This is a genomic window from Archangium sp., assembly GCF_036277355.1.
GTDB lineage: Bacteria > Myxococcota > Myxococcia > Myxococcales > Myxococcaceae > Archangium.
The window spans coordinates 1-19,651 of the sequence record NZ_DASUNC010000128.1; the positions used below are offsets into that span (position 1 = coordinate 1).

A 19,651-nucleotide genomic window follows, 5' to 3' on the forward strand; every position below is an offset into this window, starting at 1 on the left:
TGCCTTGCACCCGGCGGGCCGCCACTCTCCCGGGTGGCGGCTCGTCGCCTTCCCATCACCCGCCGTGGCGCACCACCACCGGCGTGATGCCCATCACCCAGCTCGCTCACGCGCCCATCAACCAGCTTGCGCGTCAACAAGAGGGGCGGCATGCCCTCTTCTCCGGCCCGGCGCACAGCCCGCGCGTCACCTTCCAGCGGCCCTTCTCAACCCCTTTGCACCAGCCCGCCCCCTCAAGCAGGGCCCCCATTCCGCCTATGGTTCTGGGCTTTGCGGAACTCTGGATCCGCCATCAGGCCGCCTGCTGCGATGTCCAGTCCTTGGCCAGTTTCCCAGGACTCACGCTGCGGGTAGCCTGGAGACTGAAGGTGCATCAGCCAATGGGCGACCGAAGGGGGAAATGATGGGCCGCGATTCCTACGCGTCGACGCGAAAGAGGGAGGCAAAAGAACAAGAGCGACAGAATCAGCTGCGCCTTGCGCGCGAATCCGCGGAGCAGAGCGATGCGCGGATCGAGGAACTGAAGTCGGCGCACAAGGCCTGTAGCGCTCCGATCGATTGGCGAGCGCTCGCGGCCAGTCTGCCTCCTGCGCCGGTGACTCCCACCCACTGGGCGGAACGCTCAGCCGACCGCCGAACCCGTCTCCTCTCCCTTTTCGAGGTCCCCTCGGCACAATTGCCGAACATGGCGTCTGCCGTGGCGGAGGATTCAGACCGGTTCCATTCCGCACAACGAGCATTCCAGGAGGAAGTACTGGAGCAGGCCGACTCCGGTGCATTGGCGCAAGGTATCCTTCAGGGGGACTCTAAAAGTTACCGGCGCGTCCTACAGGAGATTTCCTATAACTCCATGGCACCTCCTGGCGGAATTGCAGTGGATTTCGAAATCCACTCGCCCCATCTGGTGGAGGCAAAGATTACGGCCCAGGGTTCGGCCATTCTACCTCCTGAGGTTCAAACATTGACCTCGACCGGCAAGCTGTCGACGAAGGCCATGCCTCGCATCCAATTCGTCGAACTCTACCAGGACTACGTGTGCTCATTGGTCTTGCGAGTGGCACGTGAGGTTCATGCGCTCCTGCCGGTGAAGGCAGTCCTCATCACGGCGTATTCGGCGGACGGGCTCCCGGCGCTTTCCCCCGTACTCTCCACGATCATTCACCGAAAGCAGATGGAGGGTCTACCGTTCGATACCCTCGATCCATCGGACGCGTTGGACGGACTGCAAACTCGAACGAATTTCAAGGCCTCTCGTCGCACCGGCGCATTCCAACCCATCGTCGCCTTCTCGCCATCAGACGTTCTCTTCACAGAACCCGCCAGTTCGCTTCAGGCGATCATCGAAACCGCGAATCTGCTCCTCGAGGAACTCGAGTAGACACCTTGGGGGAGGCTCATCATGGAAGTCCTATTTGGATTGATATTCATCGTATGCGGTTTCGGATTCATCCCGGTTGCGATTTGGGCGTTCGTGCTGCGCACGCGGTGGCAAAAGACCCAGCGGTCACTATCGGAAGCCGAACAGGAACTCACGAAGGTCCGGGCCGACTCCCTTGCCGAACGGGAGCGTCTCAAGCGGGAGGTCCGCAAAAGGCTCGATGACGTGGACGCGGAGTTGTCGCGCGAGCGGGAAAACGCGCAAGCCGAAACAGAGAGGATACGCGCCCACTTCGAAGAGGAATTCAGAAAGGCGATGGCGACCTTCGAACCCCTGTTGAGGTTCCGAGGGCTCGCGAACGCGGAACAGGAAACCAAACGAGTTCTCGACGAGGCGATCAAACTCGCAAGTGCGCTCAAACAGCAAGCCGAGACCTTTTCCGCAACATCCAAAGCCCGAAGCGAAATCGAACTTCGTGAGGCAAGCAACAAACTCAAGGAACTGCGGTCAGAGGCGGACTCCCTCCTCGGTAAGGCAACCCAAGATGCGCGAAGAATCTTGGACGAAGCTCACAAGAGCGCTGAGCAGATTGCGGGAAATGCATACATCGCCCTGCGAGAGAAGGATGCGTTGGAGCAGGCCATTCGCGCGATCCGTAACGTGATCGACGGCTATGGAGACAAGTACGTCGTTCCGACGCGAAGCCTTCTCGATGAACTGGCTTCGGACTTTGGTCATCTGGAGGCAGGAGTCAAGTTGAAGTCGGCCCGGGAGCAGTCCCGGCGAATGGTAGAGGAAGGCCACGCCGCGGAGTGTGACTATGCGGAAGCCAAACGGAAGGAAGTCGCAATCCGATTCGTCATAGACGCGTTCAATGGTCGCGTGGATGGAGTTCTTTCTAGAACCAGGAGCGACAATTACGGGACGCTCGAGCAGGAGATTCGGGACGCCTTCGCCTTGGTCAACCTGAACGGAGAGGCATTCCGAAATGCACGAATCCTGGATGCGTATCTGGCGGCAAGGCTGGAAGAGCTGAGGTGGGCAGTCACTGCTCAGGAACTACGCCTTCGTGAGAGGGAGGAGCAGCGCCGGATCCAGGAGCAGATTCGTGAAGAAGAGAAGGCGCGACGCGAAGCGGAGCGCGTCATGAAGGAGGCGCAAAAGGAGGAAGAGGTCTTGGCCAAAGCACTGGAGAAGGCGCGTTCCGAGGTCGAGTCCGCGTCAGCTGAAGAGCGTGCTCGCTTCCAGCAGAAGGTCGACGAGTTGAACCAACGCCTGGCGGAGACAGAAGCCAAGAACCTCAGAGCGAAGTCGATGGCCGAGCAGACACGTTCCGGTAACGTGTATGTCATCTCGAACGTGGGGTCCTTCGGGGATGGGATCTTGAAGATCGGCATGACGCGCCGCCTCGACCCGATGGATCGCATTTACGAATTGGGTGATGCGTCCGTTCCATTCGAGTTCGACGTGCATGCAATGATCACGACCGACGACGCACCCGGCCTGGAGCGCGAGCTTCACAAGCACTTCGAAGATCGAAGGATCAATCGAGTCAACCTCAGGAAGGAGTTCTTCCGGGTTTCTGTCCTCGAACTGCGGGATCTCGTGGCGGCCAAAGGACTCCAGGCAGCATTCACGATGGCGGCAGAGGCGCGTGAGTACCGGGAATCCTTGGCGATAGCCCACCGCAGCGCAGAGGGCGCCGTTGGCGCACCTGGCGCTGAGATCAGTTGAGCTGAGGGAAGGAAAGGCAGCGGCGGAACCAGGCAGCGAGTTGCACGAGGGGCGTTGCGGCGTGCAGCCGCCGCACCATCGGGGCCAGTGGAGTTCCCCCACTCTCATGGGGGTCGAGGGCTTGTTGCTCGATTGAGCAGGAGTGTGGCTCGACTTCGCAGCGCCCGGGCCAGCCCCAGCCGAGTCATCCCAGGGGCCGCCGGAGGTGAACCCTCGCCGCTTGCCGCGAGTTTGCCGCTGGCCTCTGGATCCCGGAAAGACGAAGGGCGCGGACCCGAGGATTTCTCCAAGGATTCCGCGCCCTTCTGATGGTCGGGGAGACAGGATTTGAACCTGCGACCCCTTGGTCCCGAACCAAGTGCTCTACCAGGCTGAGCCACTCCCCGATACCGTTCTGCGCCTCGACGGAACTGCTCTCGGACCGTCGAAGTGGGCGGGGATGTACAAGACCCGCCCGGCCTAGTCAACGTCCTTGGATCAGCTTTTCATTCCGGAAGCCCTCCAGGGGTTCTCCAGGACCCCCGAGGCGCCCCAGACCCGGCCTCCGCTCGCGTAACCGGCCCACTTTCCAGGCGAACCCCTCGGGAACACCCCTTGCTTGGCCCTCCCCCGTACAGCGAAGGCACCCCGGGGTCCCATGCTTCCTCCTGTCGTCCTGATCTCCGATGACGAGCCGCTCGTTGTGTCCGCCCTCACCCGGGAGGCCCGCCGTTCCGGCCTCGCCTCGGTGGCGGATACCACTTCCACCCATGTCCTCTCGTTGGCCAGGCGACACCGGCCCGCGGTCATCATCCTGGACATCCATCAGCACCAGGACGGCCGCGACCTGCTCGCCCAGCTCAAGCAGGACCCCCAGACGCGCGACTGCAAGGTCGTCATCCTCAGTGGCGTGGAGGACCAGTTCACCCGCCACGTGTGCTTCGAGCTCGGCGCCGACGCCTATGAGGTGAAGCCCTTCGACCACACCTTCATGACCCGGGTGGCCCGGATGGCCGGCGTCACCCAAGCGGCCCACTGAGCCCGAGGCTCGCCCTCAGGGCCGCAGCGAGCGGATGGCCGCGGCCTGGTCCTTCGAGCCGAACACGTACGAGCCCGCCACCAGCACCGTGGCCCCGGCCTCCACCACCCGCCGGGCCGTCTCGGCGTTGATGCCCCCATCCACCTCGATGTCCGTGGACAGCCCTCGCGCATCCATCATCGCGCGCAGCCGGCGCACCTTGTCCACCGTCGGCGCGATGAAGCTCTGCCCCCCGAAGCCGGGGTTCACGCTCATCAGCAGCACCATCTCCACGTCTCCCAGCACCTCCTCCACCGCCGACAACGGCGTGGCCGGGTTGAGCACCACCGCCGGCTTCGCTCCCGCGTGGCGGATCTGCTGAATCACCCGGTGCAGGTGCGTGCACGCCTCCGCGTGCACCGTGAGGATGTCCGCCCCCGCCTTCGCGAAGGCGTCGATGTACTTCTCGGGCTCGACGATCATCAGGTGCACGTCGAGCGGCCGGGTGGCCGCCTTCTTGATGGCCTCCACCACCACCGGGCCGATGGTGATGTTGGGGACGAAGCGCCCATCCATCACGTCCACGTGGATCCAATCCGCTCCGGCGGCTTCCACCGCGCGCACTTCCTCGGCCAGGCGGCCGAAATCGGAGGACAGGAGCGAGGGGGACACGAGCACGCGGCGGGTCATGAAGCGCTACATAGCCACTTCCGCTCCCCGGCGGTACCCGCTTGGAGGGCGGGCGAGCAGGGGGGGAGGGGCGATCCACGCATTTCCCGTGCTAAGAAGATGACTCCCAGGCCGTGCGCCGCCGCCCTTTGGAGTTCTATCCGGTGCTTCCACAGACCCCGCCCGCTCCTCCAGACCTCACCCGGCGCCTCAAGAAGCTCACGTCCATCCTGGACGTCACCAAGGCCATGAGCGCCGAGCGCGACCTGGACCTGCTGCTGCCCCTCATCCTCTACGAGGCCAGCAAGGTGGTGGAGGCGGACCGGTGCTCGCTCTTCGTGCTCGACCGCGAGCGCAACGAGCTGTGGAGCAAGGTGGCCCAGGGCTCCAAGAACGAAATCCGTCTGCCCGTGGGCAGCGGCATCGCCGGACAGGTGGCCCAGACGGGGGAGATCATCAACCTCCCGGACGCCTACGCCGACGAGCGCTTCAACCGCACCTTCGACACCCTCAGCGGCTACCGCACCCAGAGCGTGCTCTGCGTGCCCATGCGCGACGCCAATGGCGAGGTCACCGGCGTCATCCAGTCGCTCAACAAGCTCAGTGGCCGCCCCTTCGACTCCGAGGACGAGGAGCTGCTGCTCGCCCTGGGCGCCCAGGCCGCTGGCGCCATCGAGAACGCCCTGCTCCACGAGGAGATCAACCGCCTCTTCGAGGGCTTCGTCTCCGCCTCCGTGGTGGCCATCGAGTCGCGAGACCCGACCACCGCGGGTCACTCGGGCCGCGTGGCCGACCTCACCGTCACCATGGCCCGCGCGCTCGAGCACGTGCACACCGGGCCCTATGCCCACACGCGCTTCACCGCCACCGAGCTCCAGGAGGTCCGCTACGCCTCGCTGCTGCACGACTTCGGCAAGGTGGGCGTGCGCGAGCCCGTGCTCGTCAAGGCCGAGAAGCTCTACCCCCATGAGATGGAGGGGCTGCGCTCCCGATTCCAGCTGGCCCGCAAGGACCTGCAGCTGCAGAGCTACCGCCGCCGGCTCGCCGCCGTGAAGCTGCGCGGCACGCACCACATGGCGGAGATCGACGCCGAGGAGGATGAGCGGCTCCTCAAGGACCTCAAGCACCTGGACGAGGTGCTCGAGTTCGTCCTCACCTGCAACCGGCCCACGGTGCTCGCCCAGGGCAACTTCGAGCGGCTCCACGAGCTGCGCCACCTGCGCTTCGAGGACTCCTTCGGCCAGGAGCGGCCCCTGCTGCTCGACCGGGAGATCCAATCGCTCTCCATCGCCAAGGGCACCCTCTCCGAGGAGGAGCGCCGGGAGATCGAAAGCCACGTCGAGCACACCTACCGCTTCCTGTCGCAGATTCCGTGGACGCGCACCCTGCGCCGCGTGCCGGAGATCGCCTACGCGCACCACGAGAAGCTCGACGGCACCGGCTACCCCCGCGCCATCCCCGAGCCCACCATCCCCGTGCAGTCCCGGATGATGTCCATCGCGGACATCTACGACGCCCTCACCGCCAGCGACCGGCCCTACAAGAAGGCCGTCCCGCATCAGCTCGCGCTCGACATCCTCAAGCGCGAGGTGCAGAGCGGACAGCTCGATAACGAGCTGTTCCGCATCTTCGTCGAGGCCGAGGTGCCCAAGCGCGCCTTGAAGGACTTCCGCGGGTAGGCGCGCCGTAGACCCTCACCCCGACCCTCTCCCAGAGGGAGAGGGAGGGGATGCGGCTTCAGCTTCCGATGGTGTGCAGCCGCAGGCTGTTGATCTTGCCCGGCTGGCCCACCGGCGCGCCGTACACGATGACCACGCGGTCACCCTTCTGCGCCAGGCCCCGCGCCACCAGCTCCTCTTCCACGCGGCGCACCATCGCCTCCGTCTCCTGGATGGGCTCCAGAATCCGCGGCACCACGCCCCACAGGAGCGCCAGCCGGCGCCGCACTTCCTGGTTCGGGCTGAACGCCACGATCGGCACCGGCGGCCGGTAGTGCGCCAGCAGCCGCGCCGTCACTCCCGACAGCGTGAACGCCGCGATCAGCGACGCCCCCGCCTGCCTCGCCGCGTAGCATGCACTCGCCGCGATCACGTCCGGGAAGTGCGACGGCAACCCCACCGGCGACTCCGCCGGCGCATGCAGCCCCTGCACCCGCATCGTCGACTCGGCCGCCAGCACGATGCGGTCCATCATCTCCACCGACTCGCGCGGGAACTTGCCGCTCGCCGTCTCGCCCGACAGCATCACCGCGTCCGCCCCGTCGAACACCGCGTTGGCCACGTCGCTGGCCTCCGCGCGCGTGGGCCGCGGGTTGTCGATCATCGAGTTGAGCATCTGCGTCGCCACGATGACCGGCAGGCCCCTCATGTTGCACCGGCGCACGATGTCCTTCTGCACCGACGGCACCTCCTCGGGCGGAATCTCCACGCCGAGGTCACCTCGCGCCACCATCACGCCATCCGTCTTGTCCAGGATGGCGTCCAGCCGGGCAATCGCCTCCGGCTTCTCCAGCTTCGCGATGATGGGCACCGAGCGGCCCACCTCCGCCATCGCCGAGCGCGCCATGTCGATGTCCGCCGGATGCCGCACGAACGACAGCGCCAGGAAGTCCACTCCCGCCTTGATGCCGAACACCAGGTCCTCCCGGTCCTTCGGCGTCAGCGCGTCCGCGCGCACCGCCACTCCCGGCAGGTTGATGCCCTTGTTGTTCTTCAGGATGCCGCCGTGAATCACCTTCGTGCGGATCAGCTGCTTCTTGTCCGTCTCGAGGACCCGCAGCTCCAACAGGCCGTCATCCAGCAGGATGCGGTCTCCCGGATTCACGTCCGCCGCCAGGAACGGGTACGTGGTGGACACGATCTCATCCGTGCCCTTCACCGTCTCGTCCGTGGTGATGTGGAACTCGCCGCCTTCCTTCAGCTCCGTGCTGCCGGTGATGAAGCGGCCGGTGCGGATTTTGGGGCCCTGGAGGTCTCCCAGGATACCCACCGCCTTGCGGACCTTCAGTGAGGCCTTCCGCAGCTTTTCGATGTTCTCGGCGTGGTTCTCGTGGCTGCCGTGAGAGAAGTTGAGCCGGGCCACGTCCATTCCGGCTTCGATGAGGGCCTCGAGCATCTCCTGGCTCTGGCAGGCCGGACCAAGGGTGCAAACAATCTTCGCGCGTCGCATGGGCAAAAGAGGATTGGGTCGGGCGATGCGTAGGGTCAAGCAGCGTCCGCACACGCCCTTCGATTGGTAAATTGGTAAAGCAGCGAGCAGGGAACCGTGTCTCAGCCCCGCAACAGCAGGTTCAGGTTCTCCCGCTCCCAACGCAGTGCGGCGGAGTAGAGCGGGAAGGCCTTCTCCCGCTCCCGGAAGGCCCGAGGGTGATGCACCCGGCGGCCCGTCCCGTTCGAGCTGGGGAAGAGCTGGTGGAGCATCTCGTGGAAGATGATGAACTCCACGAAGTACGAGGGCACCTCGGGGCGATCCAACCCGGGGTGGATGCGGATCTCCCGCGTCTGATGGTCGTAGACCCCCAGGCGGATGGACTTGCGCCGCCGCCGGGGAGGCATGCGGCCCCAGCCAATGCGCGCCTGGATGCTGCCGTGGAAGTAGACGCGGTTGAGCTGATCGAAGAGCACCTGCAGATCGAAGCAGCGGCCCCGGGGCTCCAGGTCCGCCTCGGCCGCGTGGCGCTCCTGGCGGATGCGCGGCTGCTGGCCCCGGATGTAGTCGTCCAGCACGCCGCCGGCCAGGCGGTTGCCCCGGCCCGCGTAGTCCGCCACCGCGCGCACCACCGGCTCCGGCGCGTCCAGGAACATGTGGTGCAGCCGCAGTTGCAGCGCGTTGGCGCTGCGCCGGAAGGACACCATGGTGGAGCGGTTGTCCGTCACCGCCAGCCGCACCGGCATCCGCAGGTCCGCCGACAGCCGGAAGGCCAGTGCCTCGGCCCGGGCCCACAGCTCCTCGCGGGTGGCCGTGCCAGGGAGTTGCTGCTGGCTCCGCGCCGCGTTCTCGCGGTGGAAGTTCTCCGCGACCGGCACCTCCTCCTCGTGGAGGGCGGTGGCCAGACGGTTGGAGGACTCCACCGCGCGAGTGCGCGTGGGCAGGGACGTGCCCCCCTCACGAACGGGAGGGCGCGGGAAGAGGTGCATCTGATGGTGGGGCGGGAGCGACGACACGCGGACGGCATCGTACCCAGTGGCCTCCCGGACTCAAGGCCGGTGCAAGCCGCTCGTCTGCCCAGCGTCGCCCCGTCAACCCCGCCCGTGAGCCCTCGTTTCCTCCGCCAGCCGCTCACCCAGCGACTCCACCGACTCCCGCGTCGTGCCAAAGGCCGCCAGCACGTCCTCCATGCTCCCGGCCTCCTCCACTCCCAGGCATGCGCCTCCGCCCGCTCGCGCCTCGGCCAGGTCCCCGTAGCGGCTCACCTGCACGCTCCAGCTCCCGTCCGGCCAGCGCTCGAAAGGGTAGAGCCGACAGGCCACCGGCCTCACGTCCGCGGGCAGCCCACAGCCCCTCCCCTTCTCGTGGAAGACACATGCGCCCGCGCGCGTGGCCAGCGTCAGCCGCACCGGCCCCTTGCGGAAGTAGCCCCGGTAGAGCGGACGGCGCGCCTCGTACTCCGCCGCCTCCTCGTGCGTGAGGTACTCCTCGGCGACGAAGCGCCGGGGGGACAGCCCCGTGTGCGCGACAATGCGCTCGATGTCCGCCCGCGTGAGCGTGGCCAGGCGCTCGTCCTCCTTCACCTCGCAGCACGAGGCCCCCAGCACCACCGGACAGCGGGCACAGACCGGGCCCCCGGGAGGCCCTATCGGGGGCTTCACGCTCATGGGACGGGCGGCGCCTCGCCTCCGCGCGTCTTCAGCAACCGGTCCAGGCGCTCCTGCTCCAGGCGCACCACCAACGTCTTCTCCCGCGTGTACTGCACCCGGCCCGGTGCGCCCCCCTTCACCTTCTTCACGAACTTCACCGGCACCCAGCTCACCTCACCCCGAGGCTCGCCCTTCGCACCCGAGTGGTGCAGCGCCAGGTGCGCCGCATCCAATAGCACCTCCTGCGCCACCTCCACCCCCTTCTCCAGCGGCACCACCACGTGGCTGCCCGGCAGCCCCCTCGCGTGCAGCCACAGGTGGTACGGCCTCGCCACCTTGAAGGTGAGCGTGTCGTTGTCCTCGCCGCCCTTCCCCACCCAGATGCGCTGGCCCCCGTGCCCCACGTACTCCTTGAAGGGTCTCGCCTCCGGAGGGCCCTCCTCCGCCGCCGTCAGCTGCAGCACCTCCGCCTGAGCCAGCAGCGAGGCCTCGTCCAACGCCTCGAGCTGCTTCAGCGCCGCCTCCGCGTGCGCCACCTCGCGCGCCAGCTCCGCCTCGCGCTGCCGCGCGTGCTCCACGCCCCTCAACAGCCGCCGGTACTGGTGGAAGTGCCAGTCCGCCTCCTCCTTCGGCGTCCGCCTCGGGTCCAGCTTCACCTGCACCTCCTCCATCCCCGACTCGGTGTACGCCGTGAGCGTCACCTCGGTGACGCCCCGCTTCAGCCGGTAGAGGTTCTGGGTGAGCAGCTCGCCCAGCTGCCGGTGCCGCTCGGCCTCGGGCCCCCGCGCCGCCTCCGCGCGCACCTTCTCCAGCGTGCGTCCCGAGCGCTTCAGCCTCGCCCGGTACGGCAGCGCCAGCCTCCGGCGGATGGACTCGGCCCGGCTCGTCTTGTCCTTCGGGCCGATCAGCCGCTCGGCGGCCTCCGCGTGCACGAGGAAGTCCCCGGGCAACGGCAGCAGGCGCGACGGGGCCGCCTTCGCCTTGGCGAGCGCCTCCGCGGGCAGCGGCTCCGGAGGCGTCCACTGCGCGCCCGGGTGCAGCGAGCGCCGCTGCGCCAGGCCCTCGCCGGAGAGCATCAGCACCCGGCCCGCCTCCGTCAGCAGCATCAGCCCGCCCGGCGAGCCCAGCTCCAGCACCAGCCGGCGCCGGGTGTCCTCGCTCTGGAAGTCGAGCGTCACCCCCCGCTCCGCCTCCCGCCACGCGGCCCCGGCCAGCTTGAAGCCCACCAGCTCCTGCCGCAGCCAGCGCTGGAAGGGCGCCGGCTCGCCCGGCGTGGGGAAGCGATCCTCCGCCACCGACAGGCGCGACAGCTCTCCTTCCGCGCACAGGCACAGGAGGACGGAGCGCCCGGGCACCCGCAGCTCCAGGTAGGCCAGGCGAGGCAGCGGGCACCACGCCTTCTGCACCACCGCGCCCGCGAGCTGCGCGGACACCTCCGCCACCACCTGCTCCAACTCCGAGGATCTCAGTGACACCCCAGTCCTCCTGACGGAAAAAAACAAGAACGGCCCGGCGGAAGTCCGCCGAGCCGTTCAAACTGCGCGAAGTCACTGGCCTACGTCTAGCCCTCGGACGGGGTGGCCTCGGGGGCCTTCGCCGCGCTCTTGCGGCGGGTGCTCTTGCGGGCCGGGGCCTTCTTCGCCGCGCCCTTCTTCGCCGCCGCCTTCTTCGCGGTGCGCGGAGCAGCGGTCTTGCGGGTGGTCTTCTTCGCGGCGGCCTTCTTCGCCGGCGCCTTCTTCGCGGTCTTCTTCTTCGCGGCCATCTAAACCCTCCGTTGGTTCAACTCCACCTCCACTCACCGGGAGTGGGGCCTGCACTCGCAAAGGAGTGCTTGTGGTGAATGGTAGAGATGCCTTGCCAGTGTGTCAACGCATGGTGATGTAGTGCAACGCGTGGCGCGCCGATTTTTCGGCATCGCGCGCGTTCGAAGTGCCTCCATCGGCCTCCACACCCACCTGCTCCGACCTCGCGCGAGCCGATTTCTCGGCCTCCGCCGCGTTTCGCGCCGCTCCGAGGGAAAACGGCCGTCTCCTCGAGCGCCACCGGCACCGCGCGAGCACACGCGACGCGGCCCGCGCGCGCACCCGCATCGGCGTCCGCGCGCACGTGCTCGCGGAGTGCTCACGAGATGACCTTCTCCGGCGCGCACGCGCGAAAACGCGGGCGCTACAGGGGTGTCGCGGGTGCGAGCAAGCGGGCGTTCAGCCGAGCGCGGCCCGATAGTCGACGTCCTGCTCGCCCTCGGAGGCATTCGGATCCACGTGGGCGGAGCCGAAGAAGCGCCTCACCGAGTCCCGCACCGCTTCCGCCGTGTCGAGCTGGTTCACCTCGGAGCGGAAGAGCGCGGCGCCGTGCAGGCCGTGGCCGTACCAGGCCAGGTGCTTGCGGAAGGAGCGCACCGCGGCGAGCTCCTCGCCCACGAACTCGATGTGGGCGGCCAGGTGGCGCAGCACCAGCTCGCAGCGCTCCTGGGGCGTGGGCGGCGGGCCTCCGAGCAGCTCGCGGAAGATCCACGGGTTGCCCAGCGCGCCGCGGCCAATCATCACGAAGTCACAGCCCGTCGTCTCCAGCATCCGGCGGGCGTCCTCCGGCGTCTTCACGTCGCCATTGCCGATGATGGGCCTGTCCGGGAAGTGACGCTTGAGGTCCGCGATGACGCTCCAGTCCGCCTTGCCCGCGTAGCCCTGGGCGCGCGTGCGCGGGTGGATGGCGAGCGCCGCGCACCCGGCCTCGAAGAGCTTGCCGGCCACCTGGAGGTAGTTGCGGCTGTGCTCGTCCCAGCCCGAGCGGATTTTACAGGTGACGGGCAGGCCGGTGGCCGCGTGGATTTCGCGCACCAGGGCGGCACCCCGGTCCGGCTCGCACAGCAGGGCGCTGCCGGCGCCGTTCTTCGTCACCTTCTTCACCGGGCAGCCCATGTTGATGTCGATCATCTGCGCCCCGTACTGCTTGCCGATGACGGCGGCGCGGGCCATGGCCTCCGGCTCGCCCCCGAAAATCTGCAGGCTGTAGGGCCGCTCCACCTCCGGGTCGTACCGGAGGTACTTCAGGGTGCGCTGGTTGGTGCGCATGAGGCCCTGGGAGCTCACCAGCTCGGTGGGGCAGAGAGCGGCCCCCATGCCGAAGGCGATGACGCGGAAGGGCTTCTCACTCACCCCCGCCATGGGCGCGAGGATGAAGGGGTTGGGCAGCGTGTAGGGACCGATGCGCGGCATGGCGGCGGGGGAACCTAGCGAATCAGGGAGATTGTTCCAGGGTCCAGGTGTTGGCCTGCACGGCCGTCCTCCTTTGGTTAAGGTCGGCCCCATGTTGCGCTTCCGGCTCGGGGCCATCCCCATCGAGGTCCACCTCTCGCACCTGCTCGTCTCGTCCCTGCTGGGCGTCCTCATGGTGCTGACGGTGCGGGAGAGCCCGGCGGCGCCGCACATGGACTTCTGGCCCTACAACCAGCTCGTCCAGGCGCCCGGGAGCCCCGGGTCCCTGCGCGCCGCCCTGCTCGTCGTCCTCGTGTGGATGCTCATCGTCTTCGTGTCGGCGCTCGGCCACGAGGCCGGCCATGCGGTGATGCTCCGGGCCTTCGGCTACCGGCCGAGCATCACGTTGCTCTGGCTGGGGGGTACCACCCGGCCCAACTCCCCCACCCCCATCCCCTGGCACCAACGGACGATGATCGCCGCCGCGGGCCCTCTCTCCGGGTTGTTGCTGGCCCTGGGGGCCCTGGGGCTCCAGCGCTACGGACTGCCGGAAGAGGCCCAGTCCGCGCGCGTGCTCATCTCCTGGTTCTGCGTGGCCAACATCTTCTGGGCCCTCTTCAACCTCCTCCCCGTCCCGACGTTGGATGGGGGCACCATCGTCAGCGCCCTGGCCACCCGCTTCTTCGGACAGGCCGGCTTCATCGGCGCGCAGCTGCTGGCGCTCGTGCTGTGCCTGGCCGTCATGGCCTTCGCCTTCGCCTTGGAGCGGCCCATCCCCCTGCTCGCCGTGCTCTTCGGCATGTACGGGCTGCACGCGCTGCGGCTGGTGCTGGCCGTGTTCCGCGGGGACGTGAAGGTGTCCTCGGGCGTGGTGCCCCCACCCCTCCAGCTGGAGCTCCAGCAGGCCCAGGCGGCCCTCGCCGGTGGCCGCCTGGACGAGGTGCGCCAGCGCGGCCTCTCCATCCTCGACTCGGAGCAGTGCACCCCGGACCTCGCCTCGCGCGCCCACCACCTGCTCGGCTGGGCCGCCCTCAAGAATGGCCAGGGCCGCGCCGCGCTCGACCACTTCTCCCAGGTGCGCCGCCGGCCCGTGGAGACCCAGGCCCTCGCCGCCGCCTTCTCCCTCATCGGCGACGAGCTGCGCGCGCTCGCCCTGTGGGAGATGGCCTGGCACGAGACGCACGATCGCACCGTGATGCACGAGTACGCGGGCTCGCTCATCCGCTCGGAGCGCGCGCAGAAGGCGCTGCGGCTGCCGGGGGTGGACCTCGAGGCCGCCTTCCTGTGTGCCCAGCGCCCCCTCTTCATCCGCGGGGCCTACTCGGAGGCGGCGGCGGTTTGCGAAGCGGGACTCGCGCACGTCGCCTCGTCCCGGCTGGCCTATGACGCGGCGTGCGCCCATGCCCGGGCGCGTCACCTGAATGACGCCATGCGCATGCTGCGACGCGCCACGGAGCTGGGCTTCCACGACGGCCCCTACGCGGCCTCCGACGAGGACCTCGCCCCACTGCATGGCCACCCGGACTTCGAGCACTGGGTGGCGGACCTCCAGAAATCTGCGTCGGCCTGACAGAGCCATGACACGGGGGGGTGTTGATGCGGGAGGAGACTGAGCACATTCCCGCTCGGTCTGATTCCAGCCGAGGCACCCTTGACCGCTCAAATCACCGCGCCCGTCCAGGAAGAGAAGATCAACTGGCTGTCGTCCATTCCCTTCGTGGGCGTGCACCTGATGTGCCTCTTCGTGTTCTACACGGGGGCCAGGCCGGTGGACGTCGCGGTGTGTGTGGGCCTGTACATCTTCCGGATGTGGGGCATCACCGCCGGCTACCACCGCTACTTCAGCCACCGCGCCTACAAGGCCGGCCGTGGCTTCCAGTTCTTCCTCGCGCTGGCGGGCACCCTGGCGACGCAGAAGGGTGTTCTCTGGTGGGCGGCCCACCACCGGCACCACCACCGGTACTCGGACCAGGAGCAGGACATCCACTCGCCCCTGCAGAAGGGCTTCTGGTGGAGCCACGCCGGGTGGATCCTCTGCGACAAGTACAACGAGACGCGCTACGACAGCATCAAGGACTTCGCGCGCTTCCCGGAGTTGGTGTGGCTCAACCGCTTCTTCGTGGTGCCGCCCGTGCTGCTGGCCGCGGCCCTCTACTTCATCGGCGGCTTCTCCATGCTGGTGTGGGGCTTCTTCGTGAGCACCACCCTGCTCTACCACGGCACCTTCACCATCAACTCGCTCAGCCACGTGTTCGGCAAGCGCCGCTACAAGACGACGGACACCAGCAAGAACAACTGGCTGCTCGCCCTCGTCACCCTGGGCGAGGGGTGGCACAACAACCACCACTTCCACCAGAACACCGCCAACCAGGGCTGGTTCTGGTGGGAGGTGGACCTCAGCTACTACTCCCTCAAGGCGCTCTCCTGGGTGGGCCTCGTGAGTGATCTGCGGCTGCCCTCCGAGCAGACGAAGTACTCGTACCTGAAGTACTCGGCCGAGGACCGGGCGGCACTCAACCCGCCGAGCCGTTGGTTCGCTCCCCTGGCCGCCCAGCGCAAGGCCGCCGAGGGGAAGATGAAGGCCGCCGAGGAGAAGATGCGCGAGGCCCTGGCCACCGCGGCCGAGAGCCTGCCCACCTCCGCGCCCACGCCCCAGGCGCTGTTCAAGCGCCAGTAGGGCGAGCAGGGAAGCACCCGGAAGGCTCCGGGCTGGGGTAGGGTTTGCACCCCGCCCGTGACGCCTCCTTCGTTGAAACCAGGAACCGCCCCCGCGCGTACCGCCGATGCACCCGCGACCTCCCCGGCCGCCGGTGAGTCGGACGAGGTACTGATGACGCGCTTCCGCCAGGGCGATTCCCGGGCCTTCGATGCCCTCTTCCAGCGCTATGCGCGGCCCATCCACGGCTACCTGGCGCGGTTGACGGGCAGCCCCGCCGCGGCGGAGGACCTGTCCCAGCAGACCTTCCTGTCCCTCGTCCGGGGCCGCGGGCGCTTCCAGGAGGGCGCGCGGGTGAAGCCGTGGCTGTACGCCATCGCCACCAACGCGGCCCGGGACTGGCAGCGGCGCAAGCGCCCCGAGGACCTGACGGACGAGGGCGAGCTGCCCACCAGCGTACCCGTGGAGGCACAGGGCCCCCGGGACGCGGGGCTCGAGCGCGCGGTGCAGCGGGCCCTGGAGCAACTGCCCGAGGGCCAGCGCATCCCCATCGTCCTGCACCGCTTCGAGGGCATGGGCTTCGCGGAGATCGCCGAGTCGATGGGGCTCACGGAATCGGCCGTGAAGGTGCGGGCACACCGGGGCTACGCGCGGCTGCGAGAGCTGCTGGCCACCCTCAGGGAGGAGACGAACGGATGAGTCCCGAGTGCTCGCGCGTGCTGGACGCCCTGGGCCAGCCCCTCCCTCCGGAGTTGGCCGCGCACGTGGCCTCGTGCGCGGAGTGCCGCGCCCTGGTGGAGGGCTTCGACGCGCTGGAGCCCGTGAAGGCCCCGGCCGAGGCCCCGGCCGTGAAGGTGACGGTGCCGGCCCGGGCCCTGGAGGAGCTGGCCGCCCGACCGATACCGACGCCCTGGTGGCGCGAGGTGCTGGTGCTGGTGGGCGCGTACGTGGGCCTCACGGCGCTCGGCGCGCTGGCGCTCACGCCGCTGGGGTTGATGCTGAACTCGGCGCCGCCGGGCGTGGTGGCGGGACTGGCCGTGCTCGTGGTGCTGGCCATGGTGGGCGGAGCGGTGGTGGCGCTCGCCCCCGTGCGGCGGGTGGCCTGGGGCCTGCTGGGCACGTGCACCGCCGTGGTGGCGCTGTCCGTGGTGCTGGGCGGCTCGGGGCTGGCGGTGAAGAGCTTCCTCGCGGGCGCCATCGGCTGCATGCGGACGCACATGCTCCTGTCCGCGCTGCCCCTGCTGTCCGCGCTGGTGATGCTGCGGCGCTCGGCCTACCACCCGGCGCGAGCGGTGGCCGCGGGACTCTCCGCGGGCGCCGTGGGCCTGCTCCTGCTCCACGTGCACTGCCCGGATGGGAGCGCCGCGCACCTCGCCGCCTCGCACGTGGGCCCCTGGCTCCTGCTCGGCGGACTGGCGCTGCTGGTGCGCTCCCGCCTGCCCACCTCCAACCACGCGCCTTGAAAAACGAAGGGCGCGCCCGGGTCGCTGGCCCGGGCACGCCCCGTGGTCCTCCGAATCAACCCCCGGCTATATCTGCTGCAGGGCCTGCGACGGGAACGCCCGGGCATCCACCTTCGGATACCAGGCCATCACCCGCCCGTCCGGACCGATGAGGACGCCCACCCGCCGCGCGTTGGCCGCGCTCGCGTCGTCACAGGCCCCGTAGGCGAGCCCCATCTTCCTGTCCGTGTCGCACAACAGGGGAAAGTTGAAGCTGAACTTCTCCGCGAATGCCTTGTTCTCCTCCGGCGTGTCGAAGCTGACTCCCAGGATGACCGCGTTCTTCTCCTCGTACTGCCTGCTCTGGTCGCGGAACCCGCAACCCTGGGCCGTTCAACCCGGGGTGTCCGCCTTCGGGTAGAACCACAGCACCACCGTCTTCCCCTTGTAGTCCGACAGCCGGTGTGTCCTGCCGGTGTGATCGCGCACCGTGAAGTCCGGTGCCACGTCCCCTGCCTTCAGCATGGAGCCTCCTGTGTGCTGGCCAGCGGGCTCGGAGCCCCGCCAGTCCCGCGGTGAACCTCCCTCCGAGGCCCTCTGGAGTAGCACGGCGGGTAGCCCGCACTGTTGAATCTTCAAGCACCTTGAAGTCCTCCGCTCGTGGGTGAATAGTAGGGGCACCAAATGAAGGACGAGCCTCCGCCCCCCACCCGCGCTTCGCTTCGCGAGGCCCTGCGGCGTTTCCTCCACGCGTGCCTGCAGGCCTCCAACCGGATCCACCTCCCGGGTCCGTCGGTCCTGCCGGTCGCGGGGGCCATCGTGGGCCTCTACAGCGGCCTGGCCGCGGGCATCTTCGTCAACCTGATCGGCCTGGTGAGCGGCATCACCTTCAGCAGCGCGTGGCTCGGCGAGGCCCTGCGCCGGCCCGGCTCGCGCACGCTCGTGCCGGTGTGGCAGACGCTGCTCACCACGAACTGGCACCTGGAGCTCGCCATCATCGGCCTGCCGCTGGCGCTCGGGGCGCTGCTGCTGGTGCGCATCATCGAGCCCGGAGGACCGCGGGACGAGGTGAAGCGCCGGCTGCGCCTGCTGGCCCTGCTGGTGCTGGGCGCGCTCGCCCTCTACTACCCGCTGGTGGCGCTCACCGCGCTCAACCGCGTCTTCGGCAAGGCGCACGAGGTGACGGAGATCCTCCCGCACCTGCCCTGGTGGGTCTTCCTGCTGGCGCCGCCGCTGGGCGGAGCGGTGGTGGGGCGGCTGCTGCGCGACTACCCCCACACCCACGGCCACGGCGTGCCCGAGGTGGTGCGCGCGGTGAAGGGCAACCAGGAGCTGCCCGGCCAGTTCGGCCTGCTCAAGCTGGTGGCCAGCGCCATCACCATCGGCAGCGGAGGCTCGGCCGGACGCGAGGGCCCCATCGTCTACGGAGGCGCCGCGTTCGCCTCCACCGTGGGCCGCACGCTGGGCTTCTCCCGCCGCGAGCTGGCCATCCTGCTGGCCTGCGGCGCCGGGGCCGGCATCTCCGCCTCCTTCAACGCCCCCATCGCCGGGGCCGTCTTCGCGATGGAGATCATCCTGCGCGAGTTCGAGCTGCGCGTCTTCTCGCCCATCATGCTCGCCAGCGTGGCGGGCTCGCTGGTGAGCCGCGGCACCATGGACGCGGCGCCGATGATCCACCGGCTCGACTACCAGCTGGTGAGCGGCTTCGAGGTCGTCTTCTACGGGGTGCTGGGGCTCATCTGCGGGCTGCTCGCGTACGCCTTCGTGCGGCTGCTGCACCGCACCGAGGACTTCTTCGCCGGGCGATTCACGGGCGAGCGGCTGTCGGCGTGGCTCGGCCAGCGCTCCCTGTCCCTGCGCGCGGCGTGCGGCGGGCTGTGCGCGGGCCTGCTCGCCCTGCTCAACCCCACCGTGTGGGGCAGCGGGCATGCGTACATCAACCTCGCGGCCATCGGGCAGCTCAGCTTCATGTTCCTCGTCACCGCGTGCACGGTGAAGCTGGTGGCCACCGCCCTCTCGCTGGGCTCGGGAGGCTCGGGCGGGACGTTCTTCCCCTCGGCGGTGATGGGGGCCATGGCCGGCGGCGCCTTCGGCACGCTGGTGCACTCCGTCTTCCCCGCCAGCACCGGGCCCAGTGGCGCCTACGCCATCGTCGGCATGGGCGGTGCCGTGGCCGCGCTCACCCGGGGGCCCCTCACGGGCATGATGATGCTCTACGAGCTGAGCGGGAACCACGCCATCATCCTGCCGCTCATGGTGACGTGCACCATCGCCTCCGCGCTCTGCCACTACCTCTCCGAGCGCACGGCGCCCAAGCCGCAGACGGACGCGGAGCTGCTGTCCTCCACCCCCGTGAGCGCCCTCATGCGCGAGCTGGCCCCCGTGCCCGCCAACATGCACCTGCGCCCCCTCATGGACCAGGTGCTCACCACCGAGAGCGGCACCCTGCCCGTGCTCGATGGGAACGGACAGCTCTACGGCATCGTCCAGGTGGACCAGTTCCGCGACATCTGGCGCGACGAGGAGCTGCACTCCATGCTCGTCGCCAGCGACCTGGCCCGCAAGGTGCCCCTGCTCACCCCCGACACCAACCTGGCCCACGCGCTCGTGCTCATGGACCAGGAGGACGTGGACGCGCTGCCCGTCCAGGCCACCGCCGAGGGCCAGCGCTGCGGCCTGCTGACGCGCTCGCTCGTGCGCCGCTTCCTCTCCTCGCACCACGCCCGCGAGCACGCCCACGGTGAGCACCTGGTGGCGCCCACCGAGGCCCCTAACTGAGTCTCAC

17 protein-coding genes and 1 tRNA gene are annotated in these 19,651 nt (G+C 68.6%); 9 read left to right on the forward strand and 9 right to left on the reverse strand.

The annotated features are described in order from the left end of the window. The first annotated feature begins 400 nt into the window (after positions 1 to 400). Complete coding sequence (locus VFZ09_RS31060; RefSeq protein WP_329731331.1) at positions 401 to 1,378, forward strand: hypothetical protein; 978 nt, start codon at positions 401 to 403, stop codon at positions 1,376 to 1,378. A 21-nt stretch (positions 1,379 to 1,399) separates the two neighbouring features. Continuing rightward, complete coding sequence (locus tag VFZ09_RS31065) at positions 1,400 to 3,112, forward strand: DUF4041 domain-containing protein (protein ID WP_329731332.1); 1,713 nt, start codon at positions 1,400 to 1,402, stop codon at positions 3,110 to 3,112. Positions 3,113 to 3,421: 309 nt separating this feature from the next. On the opposite strand, the gene VFZ09_RS31070 is transcribed toward VFZ09_RS31065, so the two are convergent. Continuing rightward, positions 3,422 to 3,498 (reverse strand) — tRNA-Pro (locus VFZ09_RS31070). A gap of 251 nt (positions 3,499 to 3,749) precedes the next feature. Between VFZ09_RS31070 and VFZ09_RS31075 the strand changes: the two genes are divergently transcribed. After that, on the forward strand, positions 3,750 to 4,130 hold the full coding sequence (locus tag VFZ09_RS31075) for a response regulator (protein WP_329731333.1): 381 nt from the start codon (positions 3,750 to 3,752) through the stop codon (positions 4,128 to 4,130). A gap of 15 nt (positions 4,131 to 4,145) precedes the next feature. Here VFZ09_RS31075 and rpe read toward each other — a convergent pair whose 3' ends face one another. Further along, positions 4,146 to 4,799 (reverse strand): ribulose-phosphate 3-epimerase, encoded by a 654-nt coding sequence (gene rpe, locus VFZ09_RS31080; RefSeq protein WP_329731334.1) that lies wholly within the window; start codon positions 4,797 to 4,799, stop codon positions 4,146 to 4,148. A gap of 143 nt (positions 4,800 to 4,942) precedes the next feature. On the opposite strand from rpe, the gene VFZ09_RS31085 reads away from it, so the two are divergent. After that, complete coding sequence (locus VFZ09_RS31085) at positions 4,943 to 6,457, forward strand: HD domain-containing phosphohydrolase (RefSeq protein ID WP_329731335.1); 1,515 nt, start codon at positions 4,943 to 4,945, stop codon at positions 6,455 to 6,457. Positions 6,458 to 6,515: 58 nt separating this feature from the next. On the opposite strand, the gene pyk is transcribed toward VFZ09_RS31085, so the two are convergent. The 6 genes from pyk to dusB form a co-directional block, all read right to left on the reverse strand. Further along, positions 6,516 to 7,946, reverse strand: a complete 1,431-nt coding sequence (pyk, locus tag VFZ09_RS31090; protein WP_329731336.1) for a pyruvate kinase — start codon at positions 7,944 to 7,946, stop codon at positions 6,516 to 6,518. Positions 7,947 to 8,047: 101 nt separating this feature from the next. Beyond that, positions 8,048 to 8,941 carry a hypothetical protein gene (locus VFZ09_RS31095; protein WP_329731337.1) on the reverse strand — a complete coding sequence of 298 codons (894 nt, stop codon included), beginning with the start codon at positions 8,939 to 8,941 and terminating at the stop codon, positions 8,048 to 8,050. Positions 8,942 to 9,016: 75 nt separating this feature from the next. Then, the gene (locus tag VFZ09_RS31100) at positions 9,017 to 9,592 is read right to left on the reverse strand and encodes a hypothetical protein (protein WP_329731338.1); all 576 of its coding nucleotides are present in this window, start codon (positions 9,590 to 9,592) and stop codon (positions 9,017 to 9,019) included. Further along, a complete protein-coding gene (locus VFZ09_RS31105) occupies positions 9,589 to 11,049 on the reverse strand; it encodes an NFACT RNA binding domain-containing protein (protein ID WP_329731339.1) in 1,461 nt (486 codons plus the stop codon). Before VFZ09_RS31105 ends, VFZ09_RS31100 begins: the two co-directional genes overlap by 4 nt. 86 nt (positions 11,050 to 11,135) lie before the next feature. Beyond that, a complete protein-coding gene (locus tag VFZ09_RS31110; protein WP_211276586.1) occupies positions 11,136 to 11,336 on the reverse strand; it encodes a hypothetical protein in 201 nt (66 codons plus the stop codon). A gap of 439 nt (positions 11,337 to 11,775) precedes the next feature. Continuing rightward, positions 11,776 to 12,789: a tRNA dihydrouridine synthase DusB gene (gene dusB, locus VFZ09_RS31115; RefSeq protein ID WP_329731340.1), complete on the reverse strand. Its 1,014-nt coding sequence runs from the start codon at positions 12,787 to 12,789 to the stop codon at positions 11,776 to 11,778. Between the two features lie 91 nt (positions 12,790 to 12,880). On the opposite strand from dusB, the gene VFZ09_RS31120 reads away from it, so the two are divergent. The 4 genes from VFZ09_RS31120 to VFZ09_RS31135 all read left to right on the forward strand — a co-directional run bounded on the left by VFZ09_RS31120 (position 12,881) and on the right by VFZ09_RS31135 (position 16,887). Beyond that, complete coding sequence (locus tag VFZ09_RS31120) at positions 12,881 to 14,338, forward strand: site-2 protease family protein (protein ID WP_329731341.1); 1,458 nt, start codon at positions 12,881 to 12,883, stop codon at positions 14,336 to 14,338. A 162-nt stretch (positions 14,339 to 14,500) separates the two neighbouring features. Beyond that, the gene (locus tag VFZ09_RS31125; RefSeq protein WP_329731362.1) at positions 14,501 to 15,445 is read left to right on the forward strand and encodes an acyl-CoA desaturase; all 945 of its coding nucleotides are present in this window, start codon (positions 14,501 to 14,503) and stop codon (positions 15,443 to 15,445) included. 153 nt (positions 15,446 to 15,598) lie between these two features. Next, the gene (locus VFZ09_RS31130; protein WP_329731342.1) at positions 15,599 to 16,123 is read left to right on the forward strand and encodes an RNA polymerase sigma factor; all 525 of its coding nucleotides are present in this window, start codon (positions 15,599 to 15,601) and stop codon (positions 16,121 to 16,123) included. Continuing rightward, positions 16,120 to 16,887, forward strand: a complete 768-nt coding sequence (locus VFZ09_RS31135) for a DUF1109 domain-containing protein (protein ID WP_329731343.1) — start codon at positions 16,120 to 16,122, stop codon at positions 16,885 to 16,887. The genes VFZ09_RS31130 and VFZ09_RS31135 overlap by 4 nt, the downstream gene beginning before the upstream one ends. Before the next feature lie 66 nt (positions 16,888 to 16,953). Here the strand turns inward: VFZ09_RS31135 and VFZ09_RS31140 are convergent, their stop codons facing one another. Next, a complete protein-coding gene (locus VFZ09_RS31140; RefSeq protein WP_329731344.1) occupies positions 16,954 to 17,391 on the reverse strand; it encodes a peroxiredoxin in 438 nt (145 codons plus the stop codon). A 159-nt stretch (positions 17,392 to 17,550) separates the two neighbouring features. Here VFZ09_RS31140 and VFZ09_RS31145 point away from each other — a divergent pair, with 159 nt between their 5' ends. Continuing rightward, positions 17,551 to 19,644: a chloride channel protein gene (locus VFZ09_RS31145; RefSeq protein WP_329731345.1), complete on the forward strand. Its 2,094-nt coding sequence runs from the start codon at positions 17,551 to 17,553 to the stop codon at positions 19,642 to 19,644. Positions 19,645 to 19,651 lie beyond the last annotated feature (7 nt).